The organism is Promicromonospora sp. CA-289599 (assembly GCF_050936155.1).
GTDB lineage: Bacteria > Actinomycetota > Actinomycetes > Actinomycetales > Cellulomonadaceae > Promicromonospora.
In genome coordinates, this window is the sequence record NZ_JBNJNI010000001.1 from 4,811,211 (window position 1) to 4,829,418 (window position 18,208).

At 71.2% G+C, this 18,208-nt stretch carries 13 protein-coding genes; 11 read left to right on the top strand and 2 right to left on the bottom strand.

Annotated elements, in window-relative coordinates; translation table 11 throughout:
- Positions 1-3: 3 nt before the first annotated feature.
- Positions 4-1,053: an AAA family ATPase gene (locus ACQEVI_RS21460; RefSeq protein ID WP_432902512.1), complete on the bottom strand. Its 1,050-nt coding sequence runs from the start codon at positions 1,051-1,053 to the stop codon at positions 4-6.
- 402 nt (positions 1,054-1,455) lie between these two features.
- On the opposite strand from ACQEVI_RS21460, the gene mraZ reads away from it, so the two are divergent.
- The 4 genes from mraZ to ACQEVI_RS21480 all read left to right on the top strand — a co-directional run bounded on the left by mraZ (position 1,456) and on the right by ACQEVI_RS21480 (position 5,721).
- On the top strand, positions 1,456-1,926 hold the full coding sequence (gene mraZ, locus ACQEVI_RS21465) for a division/cell wall cluster transcriptional repressor MraZ (RefSeq protein ID WP_116674600.1): 471 nt from the start codon (positions 1,456-1,458) through the stop codon (positions 1,924-1,926).
- A 179-nt stretch (positions 1,927-2,105) separates the two neighbouring features.
- Positions 2,106-3,149, top strand: a complete 1,044-nt coding sequence (rsmH, locus tag ACQEVI_RS21470) for a 16S rRNA (cytosine(1402)-N(4))-methyltransferase RsmH (protein ID WP_432902515.1) — start codon at positions 2,106-2,108, stop codon at positions 3,147-3,149.
- Positions 3,146-3,574 carry a hypothetical protein gene (locus tag ACQEVI_RS21475; RefSeq protein ID WP_432902518.1) on the top strand — a complete coding sequence of 143 codons (429 nt, stop codon included), beginning with the start codon at positions 3,146-3,148 and terminating at the stop codon, positions 3,572-3,574. Before rsmH ends, ACQEVI_RS21475 begins: the two co-directional genes overlap by 4 nt.
- On the top strand, positions 3,571-5,721 hold the full coding sequence (locus ACQEVI_RS21480; protein WP_432902521.1) for a penicillin-binding transpeptidase domain-containing protein: 2,151 nt from the start codon (positions 3,571-3,573) through the stop codon (positions 5,719-5,721). The genes ACQEVI_RS21475 and ACQEVI_RS21480 overlap by 4 nt, the downstream gene beginning before the upstream one ends.
- Here ACQEVI_RS21480 and ACQEVI_RS21485 read toward each other — a convergent pair.
- Positions 5,705-6,370, bottom strand: coding sequence for a TetR/AcrR family transcriptional regulator (locus ACQEVI_RS21485; RefSeq protein ID WP_432902552.1), 666 nt, complete (start codon positions 6,368-6,370; stop codon positions 5,705-5,707). The genes ACQEVI_RS21480 and ACQEVI_RS21485 overlap by 17 nt on opposite strands.
- 91 nt (positions 6,371-6,461) lie before the next feature.
- On the opposite strand from ACQEVI_RS21485, the gene ACQEVI_RS21490 reads away from it, so the two are divergent.
- The 7 genes from ACQEVI_RS21490 (at position 6,462) to ACQEVI_RS21520 (ending at position 18,187) form a co-directional block, all read left to right on the top strand.
- Positions 6,462-9,047, top strand: a complete 2,586-nt coding sequence (locus ACQEVI_RS21490) for a beta-glucosidase family protein (protein ID WP_432902555.1) — start codon at positions 6,462-6,464, stop codon at positions 9,045-9,047.
- A gap of 43 nt (positions 9,048-9,090) precedes the next feature.
- Entirely contained in the window at positions 9,091-10,764 is a 1,674-nt protein-coding gene (locus ACQEVI_RS21495; RefSeq protein ID WP_432902558.1) for an ABC transporter substrate-binding protein, read from the top strand.
- The gene (locus ACQEVI_RS21500; RefSeq protein ID WP_432902561.1) at positions 10,764-11,855 is read left to right on the top strand and encodes an ABC transporter ATP-binding protein; all 1,092 of its coding nucleotides are present in this window, start codon (positions 10,764-10,766) and stop codon (positions 11,853-11,855) included. The genes ACQEVI_RS21495 and ACQEVI_RS21500 overlap by 1 nt, the downstream gene beginning before the upstream one ends.
- Positions 11,852-12,835: an ABC transporter permease gene (locus tag ACQEVI_RS21505; protein ID WP_432902564.1), complete on the top strand. Its 984-nt coding sequence runs from the start codon at positions 11,852-11,854 to the stop codon at positions 12,833-12,835. The genes ACQEVI_RS21500 and ACQEVI_RS21505 overlap by 4 nt, the downstream gene beginning before the upstream one ends.
- A complete protein-coding gene (locus ACQEVI_RS21510; protein ID WP_432902566.1) occupies positions 12,832-13,749 on the top strand; it encodes an ABC transporter permease in 918 nt (305 codons plus the stop codon). Before ACQEVI_RS21505 ends, ACQEVI_RS21510 begins: the two co-directional genes overlap by 4 nt.
- Complete coding sequence (locus ACQEVI_RS21515) at positions 13,746-14,828, top strand: ABC transporter ATP-binding protein (protein WP_432902569.1); 1,083 nt, start codon at positions 13,746-13,748, stop codon at positions 14,826-14,828. The genes ACQEVI_RS21510 and ACQEVI_RS21515 overlap by 4 nt, the downstream gene beginning before the upstream one ends.
- Before the next feature lie 116 nt (positions 14,829-14,944).
- Complete coding sequence (locus tag ACQEVI_RS21520) at positions 14,945-18,187, top strand: hypothetical protein (RefSeq protein WP_432902572.1); 3,243 nt, start codon at positions 14,945-14,947, stop codon at positions 18,185-18,187.
- The last annotated feature ends 21 nt before the right edge of the window (positions 18,188-18,208 follow it).

Consider the following 18,208-nt stretch of genomic DNA (forward strand, 5'->3'; position numbering starts at 1 on the left):
CGCTCAGAACTTGCGCCGGTCGGCGGGCCCGAGGGCGGGCACCGGCGTGCGCTGCACCAGCTCGTCCACGAGCGTCTCGGGGGTCACACCGCTGAGGCGGGCCTCGGTGGTGAGGATGAGGCGGTGCGCCAGGACCGGCCGGGCGAGCCGCTGGACGTCGTCCGGCAGCACGTGGTCGCGGCCCGCCATGGCGGCGATCGCCTTGGCGGCGCGCAGGAGCTGGAGCGAGGCGCGCGGCGACGCGCCGAGGCGCAGACCCGCGTGCTCACGCGTGGCTCCGACCAGGCCCACCACGTACCGCTTGACCGACGGCGACGCGTACAGGGACCGCGCGAGCTGGGAGAACCGCAGCATCGAGCGTCCGTCCGTCACCGGCTGCAGGTGGGACAGCGGGGTGCTGGTCTCCTGCCTGTCGAGCATGAGGATCTCGGCGTCGACGTCGGGGTAGCCGACGGTGATGCGCGCCATGAAGCGGTCCCGCTGCGCCTCGGGCAGCGGGTAGGTGCCCTCCATCTCCACGGGGTTCTGCGTGGCGACGACGAGGAACGGCCGCGGCAGCTGGTGGGTGGTGCCGTCGACGGTGGTCTGGCCCTCCTCCATGCACTCCAGCAGCGCGGACTGCGTCTTGGGGGAGGCACGGTTGATCTCGTCGCCGATCACGATGTTGCTGAACACCGGGCCGGGCCGGAACTCGAACTCGTGGCTGCCGGTGCGGAAGATGTTGACGCCGGTGAGATCGCTCGGCAGCAGGTCCGGCGTGAACTGGATACGGCCGACGTGGCAGTCGATGCTGCGGGCGATCGCCTTGGCGAGGGTCGTCTTGCCGACGCCGGGCACGTCCTCCACCAGCAGGTGGCCCTCGGCCAGCAGGACGGCGAGGGTGATGTCGGCCAGCCCTGGCCGACCTGTCACGACCGACTCGACGGCTCCGCGGACGCGAGCCATTGTTTCCACCAGCTCTTCGAGCGCACCGGGTCCGGGCGCCGCCTGCGGGGCGGCCCCGCCGCTGTAGTGAGTTTCCGCGAGGCCGGGCGCGGCGGGTTCCGTGTGCACAGGTGGGGACCTCCATCAGGGCCGAGCTACTGGCCGGGGTTTTCGACGCGTGACCGCGCCGATTCGGAGCCGGGGCGGCTGGCGCTGCCCGGCTGGTCCAGCGTAGTAGAGATGTAAAGCACTCAGTTGTGTGCGTCACGCAGTCTTCACAGGTCCCAGAAGGTGGTTTGCCCGGCGGGATCGGCCCCCTGCCGGGGCTGTGGACTGGCCAGGGGGCGCGGCCCGGTGCCAACTACCCCGACATTCCACGCCGCGCCGGACACGAATTCACTCCACCGGCTCTTTACCTCTTTGACCTGCGCATTGAGGGTCTGTGGGCAGTTCTCCCCATCGTTTTTCCGAGTGGTGTGGTGGAAAGTGGAGTAGCGTGGAGTGTGCGGGAGCGAGAGGAGGTGCTGGTCCATGGCTGCGATGGCAGAAAATTTCGCGGGTCTGGGTCTGCTCCTCGGTACGTACACCCCGAAGCTGGACGAGAAGGGCCGGTTGATCCTTCCCGCCAAGTTCCGGGGGCGTCTGTCCAGCGGTCTGGTGATGACCAAAGGGCAGGAGCGGTGCCTCTTCCTTCTCCCGATGGACGAGTTTCAGCAGATCTACACCCAGATCCGGCAGGCGCCGGTGACGAGCAAGGCAGCACGGGACTACACGCGAAACTTCCTCGCGGGAGCTAGCGACGAAGTACCGGACAAGCAGGGCCGGGTCTCCATCCCGTCACACCTGCGCGAGTACGCCGGCCTGGATCGCGAAGTGGTCGTGATCGGGGTCGGGAGCCGCGTGGAGGTGTGGGACGCGCAGGCCTGGTCGACATATCAGGAGCAGACCGAACCCGACTACATCGATCAGGCCGAGGAGATCTTCCCCGGGCTGAGCTTCTAGGGCAGGGCGAGGCAGGCGGCCGTACGGCCAGGCCTCCTCCCGCTGGATCCGGCGCACTTCCCCGCCGCCGGAACCGTGCGGAGGGAGACCTGACCGGACGGCCGGTTCCGGCAGTCAGCAGGTTCAGTAGCAGGACAGCACGCAGGAGAGCAGGGCACGACGCAGGAAAGGAGCCACCGATGAACGCGACCGACAACCGTCCGGGTACCAACAGCGACGCTGCCGACCGCCACCTCCCGGTGCTGCTCCAGCGGTGCGTCGACCTGCTCGCGCCGGCGCTCGCGGCGCCCGGCTCGGTCCTCGTGGACTGCACGCTCGGCATGGGGGGCCACACCGAGGCGGTCCTGGACCAGATCCCGACGGCTCGCGTGATCGGCATCGACCGGGACCCTCAGGCGCTCGCTCTCGCGGGTGTGCGGCTGGCCCGGTTCGGCGACCGGTTCACGCCCGTGCACGCGGTCTACGACGAGATCGGCGAGGTCGTCGACGAGCACGCCGCCGGCTCCGTGCAGGGCGTGCTCATGGACCTCGGGGTGTCCTCGCTGCAGCTCGACGAGGCCGAGCGGGGCTTCGCGTACGCGCAGGACGCGCCGCTCGACATGCGCATGGACTCCACCCAGGGGCTGACGGCGGCCGACGTGCTCAACACGTACGACGAGCGCGACCTCGTGCGGATCCTGCGGGAGTACGGCGAGGAGCGCTTCGCGAGCCGGATCGCGAAGGGCATCGTCAGGCTTCGGGCGGAGCGGCCGTGGGACCGTAGCGGCGAGCTCGTCGACCTGCTGCGGGCCAGCATCCCCGCGGCCACGCGCAAGACCGGCGGACACCCGGCCAAGCGCACGTTCCAGGCACTTCGGATCGAGGTGAACGGGGAGCTCGAGGTGCTCGAGCGCGCCGTGCCCGCCGCGATCGAGGCGCTCGCCGTGGACGGCCGGATCGTCGTGGAGTCGTACCAGTCCCTGGAGGACCGGATCGTCAAGCGTGCCATCGCACAGGGCACGACGTCGTCCGCCCCGTCAGGGCTGCCCGTGGAGCCGGAGACGCACCGGCCCTACCTCGAGGCGCTCACCCGGGGCGCGGAGGAAGCCGACGCCGAGGAGCTGGAGCGCAACCCGCGTTCTGCCTCGGTCCGGCTCCGCGCCGCCCGGCGTCTGCGCCCCACGCCTGACCACCTGCGAAGCCGCACCACCAAGCACCACACCGCGAAGGAGGACCGCCGATGAGTGCCACGACCGCTGCGACGGCCCGCGCCGCTCGTCCCGCCGAGCTGCCCCGTACCCGCAGAGCGCCCCTGACCGCGATCTCGGGAGGTGCCGGCCAGCGCGGCCGCGGCCTCGACGCCGTCCGCGCGCCGCTGCACGCGAAGAGTCGCGTGCCGTTCCTCGTGCTGTGCGCGACCCTGATGATCGGCTCGCTCGTGGCGGTCCTGGTCCTGAACACCACGCTCGCGCGTGGCTCCTACGAGATGTCCAAGCTGCAGGGTGAGGTCGCGCAGACCGCTCAGGACGTGCAGGGCCTCCAGGAGGACCTGAGCGCCGCCGAGACGAACCTGGACGACAAGGCCCGCAGCCTCGGCATGATCCCGGCGGAGAACCCGACGATGGTCAGTATCGAGACTGGCAAGGTGGTGAAGGGAACGGGTCAGTGACCCGCCCGACGTCGGACCCGGGCCGGCAGCGCACCCCCACGGGGCGCGCTGCCGGCCCGCGTTCCACGCAGCCGCGCGCCGCCCAGGCTCGTTCCGCGCAGCCCCGCAAGACGCAGCCCGGCAAGACGCAGCCCGGCAAACCTCAGCCCAAGAGGGCGCAGCCGAAGCCGCAGGCCAAGAAGCCTCAGCCGAAGGCCCAGCCCAAGGTCCAACCGAAGAAGCCCCGGCCCAAGGCCCAACAGAAAAAGCCTCAGCCCGACAAGTCCCAGCCCAACAGGTCCCAGCCGCGTGCGACGAGCACCCGGCTGGGATTTCAGGCGCCCGCAGGGCCCGGCCGGAGCGAGGCTCCTACGCGCCCGGCCCCGGCGCCCGCCCGCTCCCGGGTGGCACGCCCGCTGCCGCCCCGGCCGGGCCGGCCGGAGGCGCGGCAGCGCTGGCTGGTCGGCATCGCGGCGCTCGTGGTGCTGATCTTCCTGGTGCGGCTCGTCCACGTGCAGCTCATCGAGGGGCCGAGCCTCGCCGAGAAGGCACAGGCTGCCCGCACGGCGACCGCCGTCACCCCGGCACACCGAGGTGACATCACGGACGTCGACGGCAAGCTGCTCGCGACCTCGGTGGACCGGTACACGGTGGTCGGTGACCCGGTGGCGATCAAGGACTTCCGCGGCGCGGCGCGCGGCGTGGAGGACGGCGCGCTCGGCATCGCGCACCTGCTCTCGCCGATCCTCGACATTCCCAAGAACGAGCTGGCGGCCCAGCTCGTGGGCAAGCTCCGCTACAAGGTGCTCGCCAAGAACGTGGTGCCGGAGGTGCAGCGCGCCATCGCAGCGCTGGAGATCCGCGCGTACGTCCGGACCGATCTCACCTCGCGGCGCACCTACCCGTCGGGCGCGGTGGCGGGCTCGCTGGTCGGTTTCGTGAACGCCGAGCAGACCGGCCAGCTCGGCATCGAGATGGCGTACGACGACGTGCTGGCCGGCACTGCCGGCTCGGACACCTACGAGCGCAGCCTCGACGGCCTGCGGATCCCGGCGGCGGGACAGGAGTCGGTCCCGGCGGTTCCGGGCAGCGACGTCAGCCTCACGCTGGTGCACGACATCCAGTGGAAGGCCCAGGACGCTCTCGACGAGGCCAAGCGGAAGACCGGCGCCGCGTACGGCATGGCCATCGTGCAGGATGTCCGTACCGGCGAGATCCTGGCGCTCGCGGACTCGGACTCGGTGGACCCGAACGACCGCTCGACCGCGGCGGTGGCGGACGGTTCGCGCGTGGTGAAGGACGTCTTCGACCCGGGCTCGACGGGCAAGGTGATCACCACGGCAGCGGCGCTGGAGGGCGGCTACTGGACCCCGGACAGCCGTTTCTCGGTGCCGGACACGTACACGGCGCCGAACGGTCAGACCTTCCGCGACTCGCACGACCACCCGGTGCAGCGGCTCACGCTGACGGGGATCCTCGCGCAGTCGTCGAACACCGGGACCGTCCAGGCGGGCGAGAAGATCCCCCTCCAGGAGCGGCAGGAGTACCTGGAGAAGTTCGGCTTCGGCCAGCCGACGGGCCTGAAGCTGCCCGGCGAGTCGGTGGGCTTCATGCCGCCCGACGACGTGGCCGACTGGGACGGCCGCACGCAGTACACGGTCCTGTTCGGCCAGGGTCTCTCGGTGAACGCCATGCAGGCCACCAGCGTCTTCTCGACGGTGGCGAACGGCGGGGTGCGGATGACCCCCACCCTGTTCGAGGGCTCGACGAGCCCGGACGGCACGGTGACCCCCGCCGAGCGGGAGCCCGGGAAGCGCGTCATCTCCGAGGAGACCGCCGACACGGTCGTCGAGATGATGGAGACGGTGACCGAGGACGGTGGTACCGGCACCAACGCCGACATCCCCGGCTACCGGATCGCGGGCAAGACCGGTACCGCGCAGATGCCCGCGGGGAACGGCTGGACCTACATGGCGTCGTTCATCGGCGTCGCCCCGGCCGACGACCCCCGGTACACCGTCGCCGTCTTCCTCAAGAGCCCGAAGAGCTCGATCTTCGGTGGCGACGTCGCCGCCCCGGTGTTCAGCGACATCATGGGGTTCACCCTGCAGCAGATGGACGTGCCGCCCAGCGAGCGGGAGAAGCGGCGGCTCAAGACCGAGTGGTAGCCCCGGGGTCCGTGATCTCCACCGTGCTGCCCAGCGTCGCCGTCAGTATGGACTCGATGGCGAACCGCGTGGCCTCCGCGAGGTCGACGGCGTCCGGGTCGAGCAGCCACTGCAGCTGAAGGCCGTCCATCAGGGCGATGACGGAGTTGGCCGCGCGCTCGGCCTCGCCGTCGGGCAGTGTGACGTCGCGCTCCTGCGCGATCGTCAGCACCGCCTGCGAGATCTCGCCGCGCAGCACGGAGAACCGGTGGGCCACCCAGCTCGACGCCGGGTGCCCGTCGGTCACAGACTCGCCGGTGAGCACGGCGTACGCCTGCACGATGCCGCGCCGGTCGGCGTTCAGGCGTGCGGTGGTGACCAGGTGCCGGAACAGGTCCATACCGCCGGGGATGTGCTTGCCCTCGAGGTGCTGCACGTCCACGCGGTCGCGGTACTCCAGCACCTCCCACAGCAGCTTGTCCTTGCTGCCGAAGTGGTGCAGCACGCCGGCGTGCGTGATCCCGACCTGCGCGGCGACGTCGACCAGCGAGCCCTGGTGATAGCCCTTGGACCCGAATACCCGCGTGGCCGCGGCGAGGATCTCCTCCCGCCGGTGGGCACGGGTGGGTCGCTTGACCTTCGGGGCAGCCTGCTCGGTCGCTTCGGACATGCCCATACGATACGGGGTGAACGGGCTTACTAACCAGTAAGTAAGTGTGGTTGAATGCGTGGCAGCCGTCCGACGCTGAACGGAGCACACGTTGTCATCGCAGGCAATCACCCGACAGGTCAGCACCACGCAGGCCGTCAACAGGCAGGCCACTGCCCCGGAGCCCGAGCTGCTCCGCATCCTCGACGAGCTGTCGACCGAGGAGAAGGTGTCGCTCGTCGTGGGCGCCTCCATGTGGGCGACCACCGCAGTGCCACGCCTCGGGCTGGAGCCGGTGGTGATGTCCGACGGTCCGGTCGGCGTGCGCGGCCCGGGCGGCGGGACCTCGGCGATGTTCCCCGCGCCGTCCGCCCTCGCGGCCACCTGGGACCTGGACCTGGCGCGCCGGTCGGGTGCCCTGTTCGCCGCCGAGGCGAAGCGGCACGGTGTCGACGTCGTGCTCGCCCCGCAGGTGAACCTGCAGCGCACGCCGGTGGGCGGCAGACACTTCGAGTGCTACTCCGAGGACCCGCACCTGACCGCCGAGATCGCGGTGGCGCTCGTGGGCGCCGCGCAGGAGCGGGGTGTCGGGATGTGCGTCAAGCACTACGTCGCCAACGACTCCGAGACCGAGCGCACGCGCTACCTGGCACGCCTGGACGAGCGCACGCTCCGCGAGGCCTACCTGGCGCCCTTCGAGCGGCTCGTGCGCGACGTCGGCCCGTGGTCCGTGATGGGCGCCTACAACGGTGCCGACACCGGCGGTGTCTCCGCGAGGCTCCTCGAGCACCGCCCGCTCGTGGTCGACCTCCTCAAGGAGGAATGGGGCTTCGACGGCCTGTTCGTCAGCGACTGGGTCGCCACCCAGTCCGTGGCGCCCGCGGTGCGCGGCGGCCTCGACCTGCAGATGCCCGGGCCCGACGGCGCGTGGGGCGACGGCCTGCTCGATGCCGTCCGCTCCGGCGAGGTCGCGGAGTCCGAGCTCGACGACAAGGTGCTGCGCCTGCTGCGGCTCGCCCGCCGTACCGGCCGCCTCACGCTGCCCGACGACGGTGGCGACCGCACGGGCGTTGCCGCGGCCGGCGTCCACGCCGCGATCGACCTCGCGGCGGCGAGCACCGCCGAGCCCCCTGCCGAGCAGCTCCTGCGCGAGCTCGCCGCGCGCTCCGTCGTCGTGCTCAAGGACGACGCCGGTCTGGTGCCGTTCGCGCACGACCCGGCCCGGCCGCTGCGGGTCGCGCTGCTCGGCCCCGCGGCGGTCGAGCCGTTCTTCCAGGGCGGCGGCTCGTCGTTCGTGCACCCGGACCGCCTCACGTACCCGGCCGACGAGCTGCGCGCCGCGCTGCCGGAGGGCTCCGAGGTGACGCTGCTGGCCGGCGCGCGCGCCCTGCACAACCCGCCCGAGCTCGACGTCGACCGGTGCACCGACCCGGCGACCGGCGAGCCGGGCCTCCACGTCGAGCTGCTCGCCGCCGACGGCAGCACGCTCGAGGAGTACACGGCCCGCGAGTGGACCGGCTGGCTGCACGACGTCCGGCCCGACGCCGACGCCGTCCGCCTGCGGGCACTCGTCCGCCTCGACGAGGCGGGTGAGCACGAGCTCGGCGTCGGCACGGTCGGTGTGCACCGGGTGACGATCGACGGCGCCCAGGTCGCCGAGGGAGACACCCGGGTGGACGAGGGCATAGTGCTCTCCTCGGGGCACAACCACCCGATCGCGGAGCTCGTCACGGCGAGCGGGGCCGCCGTCCTCGACGCGACGCTCCAGGTGGTGCACGCGGTGGGCTACGGCCACTTCGTGCGCGCGGCCCTGGTGCACCGGCTGCCCGGTCCCTCGGTGGCGGACGAGCTGGCCCGGGCGGTGACGGCCGCCGCGGCCGCCGACGTCGCCGTCGTGATCGTCGGCACCACCGCCGAGGTCGAGTCCGAGGGCTACGACCGCCCCGACCTGAACCTGCCCGGCAACCAGGACGAGCTCGTACGCCGCGTCGTGGCGGCCAACCCGCGCACCGTCGTCGTGATCAATGCCGGGGCCCCGGTGCTGCTGCCCTGGCTCTCCGACGTACCCACCGTGCTGTGGGGCTGGCTGCCCGGACAGGAGGCGGGCACCGCGCTCGCCGACGTGCTGACCGGCGTCACCGAGCCGTCCGGACGCCTGCCGTGGACCCTTCCCGCGCGCTTCGAGGACGTCCCGGTGCCCCACGCACGGCCGGTCGACGGGGTCGTCGACTACGCCGAGGCCACCGACATCGGCTACCGGGCCTGGGAACGCCGGCTGGCAGCCACGGCCGACGGCGCCCCCGCTCCGGCCGCCCCGTTCGGGCACGGCCTGGGCTGGACCACCTGGGACTACGAGGACGCGGTCCTCGCCCGGGGCGAGGCCTACGGCTCCCCGTCGACCCTGACCGTGTACGTGACGGTCCGGAACACCGGCCGTCGTGCGGGCCGCGAGGTCGTCCAGGTGTACATCGAGGCGCCCGACGGCGGCCCGAGCCGCCCCGTGCGGTGGCTCGGCGGCTTCGCGGTCGCCGACGTCCCCGCCATGGGGAGCGCCACCGTCCGCGTACCCGTCCCGGCCCGGGCGCTGCAGGTCTGGGACCCGCAGGCCCAGGACTGGGTGACGCCGCCGGGTGTCTACCGGCTGCGTACCGGCAGGTCCGTCGCGGACCTGCGACTGACCAACGAGCTGACCACATAACCATCCGTCCCGCGCACGCGGGAGGAGTGCAAGGAGGCACACCGTGAGGATTCACAAGCACGTCGCCGCGGCGGCAGCCGCGGCAGCCATCGCGCTGCTGGCCACGGCCTGCGGCGGGGGCGGCGGAGGCACCGACGCCGCGGCCGGCGGAGGCGGCGAGACCCTGACCGTCGGCATGCCGAACGGCGTCCAGACGGAGAACCACAGCCCGTTCGCCACGGGCTCGTCGGCGCTCTCGCTCGGCTACGCGTTCACCATCTACGAGCCGCTGATGATGCGTAACCAGGCGCGGCCCTCGGAGGAGCCGTCCCCCTGGCTCGCCGATTCCGTGGTGTGGAACGAGGACTTCACCGAGGCGGTCATCACGCCCCGCGAGGGAGTGACCTGGTCGGACGGCGAGGAGTTCACCGCGGACGACGTCGCCTTCTCGATCCAGCTGCGCAAGGACTTCGACGCGCTCAACGCCGCGGCCCTGCCCTACGACACCATCGAGACCGACGGCGCCACCGTCACGGTGACGTTCACGGCCGGGCAGTTCGTCAACCAGTCCAAGCTGTACGACCTGGTCATGGTGCCCGAGCACATCTGGGCCGACGTCGAGGACCCGACCACCGACACCAACCCGGAGCCGGTCGGCACCGGCCCGTACACGCTCGAGTCCTGGACACCGCAGGCAGCCACCGTCGTGGCCCGCGACGACTACTGGGGCGGCGAGCCGGCCGTGCCCGAGATCCGCTACTCGTCGTACAACGACAACAACGCCCTGACCACGGCGCTCACCACCGGTGAGGCGCAGTGGGGCTGGACGTTCATCGCCGACTTCGAGAACGTCTACATCGCCCAGGACCCCGAGCACTACAACCAGTACGCCGCGGGCGGCCTCGGCATCGACGTCCTCTACCTGAACAACGAGACCAAGCCGTTCGACGACAAGGCGTTCCGGCAGGCGCTCAACATGGTGATCGACCGCCAGGAGCTCGTCGACGTCGCGACGTCCGGCGTCAACCCCGCGCTGACCAGCGTCACCGGGCTGCCGCTGCCGGCGGGCGAGGAGTTCCTCTCGCCCGAGTACGCCGGGCAGGAGTACGCCGCCGACGTCGAGGGCGCCCGCGGACTGCTCGAGGACGCCGGGTACACCTGGGAGGGCGAGAAGCTCGTCGACCCCGACGGTGAGGAGGTCACGTTCGAGCTGGTGAACCCCGCCGGCTGGAACGACTACCTGACCGCGCTCGACCTCATCAAGAACTCGGCAGCCGAGCTCGGCGCCACCGCCACGGTCAACCCTGTCAACCAGGACGGCTGGTTCGCCGACGTCATCCCTGGCGGCGACTTCCAGGCCACCCTGCACTGGACCGACGGCGGCGCCACCCCGTGGGACATGTACTCCGACATCATGGACGGCGCCCACTACAAGAAGCTCGGCGAGCCGGCCACGTGGAACTTCGGCCGGTTCCAGAACGACGACGCCACCCAGGCGCTCGCCGACTACGCCGCCGCGCCCGACGAGGCCGCACGTGCCGCCGCGCTGGAGACCATCCAGAAGGTGTTCGTCGAGGAGGTGCCGGGCATCGCCATCTGGACCCGCCCGGCCACCGCGCAGTACTCGACGCAGAACTACGTGGGCTGGCCCTCCGAGGAGGACCCCTACAACCAGCCGCAGCCGACCGGCGTGCAGGCCGCTCAGATCCTGATGAACCTCGAGCCTGCGGACGGCTGATGAGTCACAGCACACCGGTGCTGGCCGCGCACGGCCTCACCAAGTTCTTTCGAGCAGGGCAGGTCCGGGCGGGTGGACGCCGCATCGCCGGCCGCCCGCCCGCCCGGGCGATACACGCCGTCGACGGCGTGGACCTCGAGCTCCACCGCGGCCAGGTCCTGGCCGTGGTGGGGGAGTCGGGCTCCGGCAAGTCCACGGTCGCCCGGCTGCTGGCCGGGCTGATCCCGATCACGGCCGGCCAGGTCCTGCTCGACGGCACCGAGGTCCAGGTGCGCGGCCGGCGGGCGTTCCGTGCGTACGTGCGACGCGTCCAGATGATCTTCCAGGACCCCTTCGCGTCCATCAACCCCGTGCACCCGGTGCGCTACACGCTCACCCGGGCGCTGCGGCTGCACCGCCGTCAGTCGAGCGGCGGCAAGCTGCGCGGCCCGGAGCTGGAGGCTGCCCTGACCGAGCTGCTGGAGCGGGTGCACCTCACGCCCGCCGAGCGGTACGTCGACAAGTACCCCCACGAGCTGTCCGGGGGGCAGCGGCAGCGCATCGCCATCGCGCGGGCGCTCGCGGCCGACCCCGAGGTGCTGCTCGCGGACGAGCCCGTCTCGATGCTCGACGTCTCGATCCGGCTCGGCATCCTCAATCTCCTGGCCGACCTGCGCGACCGGCTGGGGATCGCCGTCCTGTACATCACGCACGACATCGCCTCCGCGCGGTACTTCGCCGACCGGACGACCGTGCTGTACGCGGGGCAGGTCATGGAGAACGGGGACAGCGAGTCGGTGACCCAGGAGCCGCTGCACCCCTACACGCGGCTGCTCGTGGCCTCCGCGCCCGACCCCGACGACCTCGCGGGCGCCGGTGCGGCGGCCGTGCGGGACCAGGGGACCGGTGGGGAGCCGCCGAGCCTGGTCGACCCGCCGCCGGGGTGCCGGTTCGCGCCGCGCTGCCCGTACGCGACCGACCTGTGCCGGGCCGAGACGCCTGCGCTGATCGAGGTCATGCCAGGTCGATCGGCCGCCTGCTGGGGCTACTCCGACCGGGACGACCGACCCGACGTCGGCCAGGCCGTCCGACACAGGGAGGCAGCCGCATGAGGTTCCTCCTCCGGAGGGTCGCGTTCTACGCGCTGACCGCGTGGGCCGCGATCACCATCAACTTCTTCATCCCGCGCATGCTTCCCGGCGACCCGGTGACGGCCCTCCTGGGCCGCATGCAGGGCCGTATCGACTCCCGTGCGGAGAACTCGCTGCGCGTCCTGTTCGGGCTGGACCAGGACACCAGCCTGTGGCAGCAGTACGTCGACTACTGGGGTCTGCTGTTCCGGGGCGACCTGGGCCTCTCCTTCACGCACTTCCCGACGCCGGTCGCGGACATCGTGAGCCAGTCGCTCCCGTGGACGGTCGGGCTGGTCGGCGTGGCGACGATCATCGCGTTCGTCATCGGCTCGCTCATCGGCACCTTCCTCGGCTGGCGCCGCGGGACGTGGGCCGACGGGCTGCTGCCCGTGGCGACGTTCTTCCAGGCGGTGCCGTACTTCTGGCTCGGCCTGATCACCATCGCCGTCCTGTCGGTGAACCTGGGCTGGTTCCCGTCCAGCGGCAGCTACGACCGCGGCCTGGTGCCCGCGTTCACCGGCGAGTTCATCGGCTCGGTCATCTACTACGGCTTCCTGCCGGCCCTCACCGTGGTGCTGTCGTCGGTGGCGGGCTGGGTGCTCGGCATGCGCAACATGATGGTGACGGTCTCCTCGGAGGACTACGTCACCGTCGCGCACGCCAAGGGCCTGCCGGAGCGCCAGGTGATGCTCGGCTACGCGGCCCGCAACGCGGTGCTGCCGCAGGTCTCCAGCTTCGCGCTGTCCCTGGGCTTCGTCGTCGGCGGCACCCTGATCATGGAGATGGTCTTCTCCTACCAGGGCATCGGCTACACGCTCTACCAGGCGGTCTCCACGCACGACTACCCCCTGATGCAGGGCTGCTTCCTGGTCATCACGCTGTCCGTCCTCGTGGCGAACATGGTGGCCGACCTCGCCTACGCCCTGCTCGACCCCCGCACCCGGACGGAGGACCGATGAACAACCGGCTGATGTTCCTGCGCAACGGCAAGGTGATCACGGGCCTGGTCATCCTCGGCTTCTTCACGCTGCTCGCGCTGTTCGGCCCGTGGATCGCGCCGTACGACCCGAACCAGGTGAGCGACGCACTGCTCAGCCCGCCGTCGGCGGCGCACTGGCTCGGGACCGACCACACGGGCCGCGACATCCTGTCGCAGCTCGTCGTCGGTACCCGCGGTGTGCTCGTCGTCGGCCTGGTCGCCGGCGTGAGCGCCACGGTGGTGGGCGTGCTCGTGGGTGTGACCGCGGGCTTCGTGGGCGGCGTCGGCGACGAGTCCCTGTCCGCGCTGTCGAACATGTTCCTCGTGATCCCGCAGCTGCCGCTGATCATCCTGATCGCCGCGCAGCTGCCGTCCGCGGGCGGGCTCACGGTGGCGCTCGTCATCGGCGCCACCGGCTGGGCGTGGGGCGCGCGCGTGCTCCGGGCCCAGACGCTTTCGCTGCGCAAGCGCGACTTCGTCGAGGCGGCCAGGGCCAACGGGGAGCGCACGTGGCGCCTCGTGCTCGTCGAGGTGCTGCCCAACCTGACGGCGGTGATCGCCTCCGGCTTCGTCGGCACCGTGACGTTCGCCGTGCTGTCCCAGGTCACGCTGTCGTTCATCGGTATCACGCCGGTCAGCGAGTGGAACTGGGGCACCATCCTGTTCTGGGCGCAGAACAACCTCGCGCTGCAGCGTGGCGCGTGGTGGTGGTTCGTGCCGGCGGGTGCGTGCATCGCCCTGCTGGGCATGGCCCTGACGCTGGTCAACTTCGGTATCGACGAGATCGTCAACCCCCGCCTGCGGTCCACCGGCCTGCACGCACGCTCGCTGCGCCGCCGGGGTATCCGGCCGCGCGTGGGGTTCACCCCGGTGGTGCGGGAGGCACGGTCATGAGCTCCACGGAGATCCGTACGCAGACAAGTACGCAGGCGGCTGTAGTGACGCCGTCGGACCCGGTCCTGGAGATCCGGAACCTGAGCGTCGACTACGGGTTCGGCGACGACCCCACGCACGTGCTGCGGGAGGTCTCGCTCACGCTGAACCGCGGCGAGGTGCTGGGGCTGGCGGGGGAGTCGGGCTGCGGCAAGTCCACGCTCGCCTACGCGGCCACCAGGCTGCTGTCGCCCCCCGGTCTCATCACGGGCGGCGAGGTATGGCTCACGGGCCGCGACGGCAAGCGCGCGGACCTGCTCTCCCTGTCCGACGCCGAGCTGCGGGCCGCCCGGTGGCGCGACATCGCCATCGTGTTCCAGGGCGCGATGAGCTCGCTCAACCCGGTGTTCCGGGTCGATCGCCAGCTCATCGACGGCATCCTCGCGCACCGGCCGCGCATGCGCCGCGAGGAGGCCCGGGAGCGGGCGGCCGAGCTGCTGCGGCTCGTCGGCATCTCGGCGGACCGGCTACGGTCCTACCCGCACCAGCTCTCCGGCGGCATGCGGCAGCGCGTCATGATCGCGATGGCGCTCGCGCTCGAGCCGCAGGTCCTCATCATGGACGAGCCAACGACGGCGCTCGACGTCGTCATGCAGCGCCAGATCCTGGAGCAGGTCATGGAGCTGCGCGAGCGGCTGGGCTTCTCCGTCGTGCTCATCACGCACGACGTGTCGCTGCTGGTCGAGGTCGCCGACCGGATCGCCGTCATGTACGCGGGCGAGATCGTGGAGACGGCGGCCGCGCGGGACGTGTACGCGAAGCCCCGGCACCCGTACTCGGCGGGGCTGCTCGGCTCGTTTCCTCCGCTGCACGGGCCGCGGCGGGAGCTCACCGGCATCCCGGGCGCGCCGCCCGACCTGTCCAAGCGCCCGCCGGGCTGCCCGTTCGCGCCCCGGTGCCCGCACGCCATGGACGTGTGCCGTACGGAGCTGCCCGTGCTGGGGCGGACGGCCCAGGCCGAGGAGGGGCGTCTGGTGGCGTGCCACCTGCACACGTCCGGGCTGGTGGACGGCGAGCTGCCGGACCTGGTGGCGCGGTAGCGGGTTGCCCCGCATTCGAACTCGAAACATCACCCCCGGCGGGTAAAAGTTCACCCGCGATTCAGTAAGAATGGCCCCTTCTTACCCCTAATCTCCCCTATGTGGATATTTTGGGCATGGGTGGGGTGCGCCGAACGGCTCTTGCGGCGGGGGAGCGTCTGGCGCGAGTGGTCCGGACACGCGCCGGCAGCGCGGTAGCCGCGGTGACGGCGCTGGTCGTGCTCGCGACGGGTGCATCGGCGCTGGTCTCGACCGGGGCCGCCGACGGAGCGCTGTCGGCGATGGGTCTGAGCGACGACCCCGTGCTGGAGTGCCCCGTCGAAGAGCCCACGATGGCGGACGCCCTGGCCACCGCCGCCCGGTGTGGTCACGAGGTCGAGGCGCTCGACGAGAAGACGCCCTGGCAGTCGTACTTCGGCCAGCCGTCGGGCCAGGTGCGGCTGGAGGTCGGGAGCAGCGCGGACGCCTCGGACGCGGACGGTGACGGAGACTTCGAGCCGATCGAGACCGCGGTAGCCGAGGACGAGACCGGCCGCCTGAGCCCTGCCGCACCGGCGGTGGCGATGAGCTTCTCCTCGGGTGGCGACGACGCCGCTTCCGAGCCGGACGTGCTGGCACGGATGACCTCCGCGGACGGTCAGGTCGTCGACGTCGAGGCGCCCTTCGAGCTCACTGACCCGGTCGTCGACGGAGACCGGATCGTCTACCCTGACGTCCTGTCGACCGGCGGCAAGCCGTCCGGGGTCGACCTGGTCGTCGCGGTGAACGCTGACGGTTCGGGCTTCAGCCAGGTGCTGCGGATCGCGGACGAGAAGGCCGCGCGCAACCCGCACGTGGCGGAGCTCGATGCTGACCTCGGCCTCGGCGTGAGCGCCCAGGACGCCGCTGGTGCGGGCCTGGATGTCGCTCGCGAGCACGGTGCGTTCACCGTCACCGACCCGCACGCGACCGAGCCGGACGCCGACGGCGGCGACCCCGAGGTGTTCCGGTCGTCCCGCCCGCTGGTCTGGACCTCTGAAGTGTCCGCGGAGGAAACGCCCGCCGAGCAGGCCGCCCGCGCGACTGCCGCGCCGGCCCGGGCGGCGTCGTTCTCCGCGGCAGAGGCCAGCCCGTCTGCCTCGACCCTGTCTGGCTCGGCCGACCCGCTGGCGGGTCCGCTGACCCCGGGCGCGGTCGTCGAATTGCCCGTGGATGACGGCGACGGCACCGAGGAGGGCGTGGTCGGCGCTGCGATCGAGAGCGCGGCGACCGAGGAGTCGACGGCGTTTCCGATGTTTGCCGCCCTGGCGGTGTCCGGAACCCTCTCCGAGGTGACGGCGATTCGCAGCGCCTGGCCGGACAGCTCCTCCTCGTACCAGTTCGACGGCGACGCCGGCGTCGGCCGGTGCTCGGCGCCGGACCCGTACGCGGGGTACCAGTGCGGGGTGACCAGTACGCACCGGACCCTGTATGAGTTCGGCGGCCTGAGCGGTGTGGGTGGCCTGTCGTCGTCGGACGTGACGAAGGCCGTCTTCAACATCAACGCTACCTTCTCGTACAACTGCGACAAGACCGGCGTCTGGGTGTACCAGGCGGGCGGGAATGTCGTCAGCAGCTCGACGACGTGGCACAACCCCGGGTCCTGGTCGACGAGGCTCGACACGGCGCTGGTGACCCACCGGTCGGGCTGTGACGGCATGGTGCGGTCGGTCGGTTTCGACGTCACGGCGGGTGCGAAGAAGGTCGCGTCGTCGAACTGGTCGTCGCTCACCCTGGGTGTGCGCTCCGCGAACGAGACGACGATGACCGGCTGGAAGCGGTACATCGGCCGGAACGACGGCAACGGCAGCACCAGCCCACGCGCGACGCTCTCCGTCACGTACAACCGCGCCCCGGGTGTTCCGACGAGCCTGACGACGTGGCACGGCAAGACGGACTTCTCGTGCAGGACCGGCACTGACCGTCCGGTGCTGCGCACCACGACCCCCAAGCTGTCCGCCTTCATCCGCGACCCTGACGGGAACACGACCAAGGCGCGGTTCCAGATCTGGCGGATCAACAGCAGCACCCAGGTCTGGGGCGCGTTCATGTCGTCGTACCAGTTCTCCGGCCGGACGCACACCATCCAGGTACCGTCGGGGAGACTGGGCCACAACGTCGTCTACAAGTGGCGCGTGCTGGCCAAGGACTCGACGGGCCGAGAAGGCTCGTGGTCCAAGTGGTGCGAGTTCGGCGTGGACACCAGCAAGCCGAACATGCCCACCGTCGCCGTCCTCACATCGGGTGAGGGCGTCGAGGCGGCCTATCAGCACGGCGAGGAGACCGGCGGCGTCGGCCTGACCGGAAAGTTCCGACTGGGGCCGAACGGCTCGACCGACGTGGTGCGTTACGCCTACTCGTTCGGGTCCCAGTCGTTCGACAAGACCGCCAAGGCGCAGTCCTCGGGAACCGCGACGATCTCGTTCACGCCCAAGACCTCAGGTCCGCTGACGCTGTGGGTGCGTTCGTACGACCGCGCGGGCAACCAGTCGGATGGCGAACGCGAGCACCGGATAGACGTCGCCTACCCGGAGTCCACAGGCCTCTGGCGCTTCGACGAGGGCACCGGGACCACGGCGTACGACGCCTCTGGTTCGAAGGTACCGCGCAACCTCACCCTGGGTTCGGGGACCACCTGGGGCAACGGCCCGCACACACTCTTCGGTTCCCGGGCGGGCGACCGGGCCCTGTCGCTCAACGGGGTGAGCGGCCAGGCTGCTGCGCCCGCCGTCGTCTCGTCCGCGAAGAGCTTCGTCGTCACGGCGCACGTTCGGCTGGACCCGGGGGCCGCGACGGACCAGCAACACGTAGCACTCTCGCAGAACGGGACGACCAATCCAGCGTTCACCCTGGGCTACCGCACGTCGTGCGCAGCCACGGGCAATGAACCCTGCTGGTCGATGATGATGTACCGGGCGGACACCTCGAACCTGTCCAACGTCGCGGCTCAGTCGAGTACCGCTCCGGTCAGGGGCCAGTGGGTCCACCTGACCGGGGCGTACGACGCCGACACGGACAAGGTCTCGCTGTGGGTGTGCGAGATCGGCACCCCCGACGTCCCGTCGCCGGCAGAGCCTGTGCGTGCCGACTCGACCTCGACACTGACCACGCCGTGGGCGTCGACCGGCTCCTTCCACGTGGGCCGCCGCACCCTCGCGGGTGTGCCCGACAACTTCTGGCATGGCCAGGTGGACAACATCCGGGTCTTCGACGGACAGGTCCTGGCCGAGAACAAGATCCGCCGGCTGTGCCAGGGGGCGGACGACGTCGACTTCCGCGGCGGTGCCCCCGCGCTGGACCCGACCGTCAAGGACAAGTCGGTCGAGGAGATGAACCAGTGACCGCACGAGGAGCGGGTAGGA

Excerpts from the sequence above, each read along its gene's own strand:
- mraZ (WP_116674600.1), top strand. The coding sequence starts at position 1,456 with ATGGCTGCGATGGCAGAAAATTTCGCGGGTCTGGGTCTGCTCCTCGGT.
- rsmH (WP_432902515.1), top strand. The coding sequence starts at position 2,106 with ATGAACGCGACCGACAACCGTCCGGGTACCAACAGCGACGCTGCCGAC.
- ACQEVI_RS21475 (WP_432902518.1), top strand. The coding sequence starts at position 3,146 with ATGAGTGCCACGACCGCTGCGACGGCCCGCGCCGCTCGTCCCGCCGAG.
- ACQEVI_RS21485 (WP_432902552.1), bottom strand. The coding sequence starts at position 6,370 with ATGTCCGAAGCGACCGAGCAGGCTGCCCCGAAGGTCAAGCGACCCACC.
- ACQEVI_RS21500 (WP_432902561.1), top strand. The coding sequence starts at position 10,764 with ATGAGTCACAGCACACCGGTGCTGGCCGCGCACGGCCTCACCAAGTTC.
- ACQEVI_RS21505 (WP_432902564.1), top strand. The coding sequence starts at position 11,852 with ATGAGGTTCCTCCTCCGGAGGGTCGCGTTCTACGCGCTGACCGCGTGG.
- ACQEVI_RS21510 (WP_432902566.1), top strand. The coding sequence starts at position 12,832 with ATGAACAACCGGCTGATGTTCCTGCGCAACGGCAAGGTGATCACGGGC.
- ACQEVI_RS21515 (WP_432902569.1), top strand. The coding sequence starts at position 13,746 with ATGAGCTCCACGGAGATCCGTACGCAGACAAGTACGCAGGCGGCTGTA.
- ACQEVI_RS21520 (WP_432902572.1), top strand. The coding sequence starts at position 14,945 with ATGGGTGGGGTGCGCCGAACGGCTCTTGCGGCGGGGGAGCGTCTGGCG.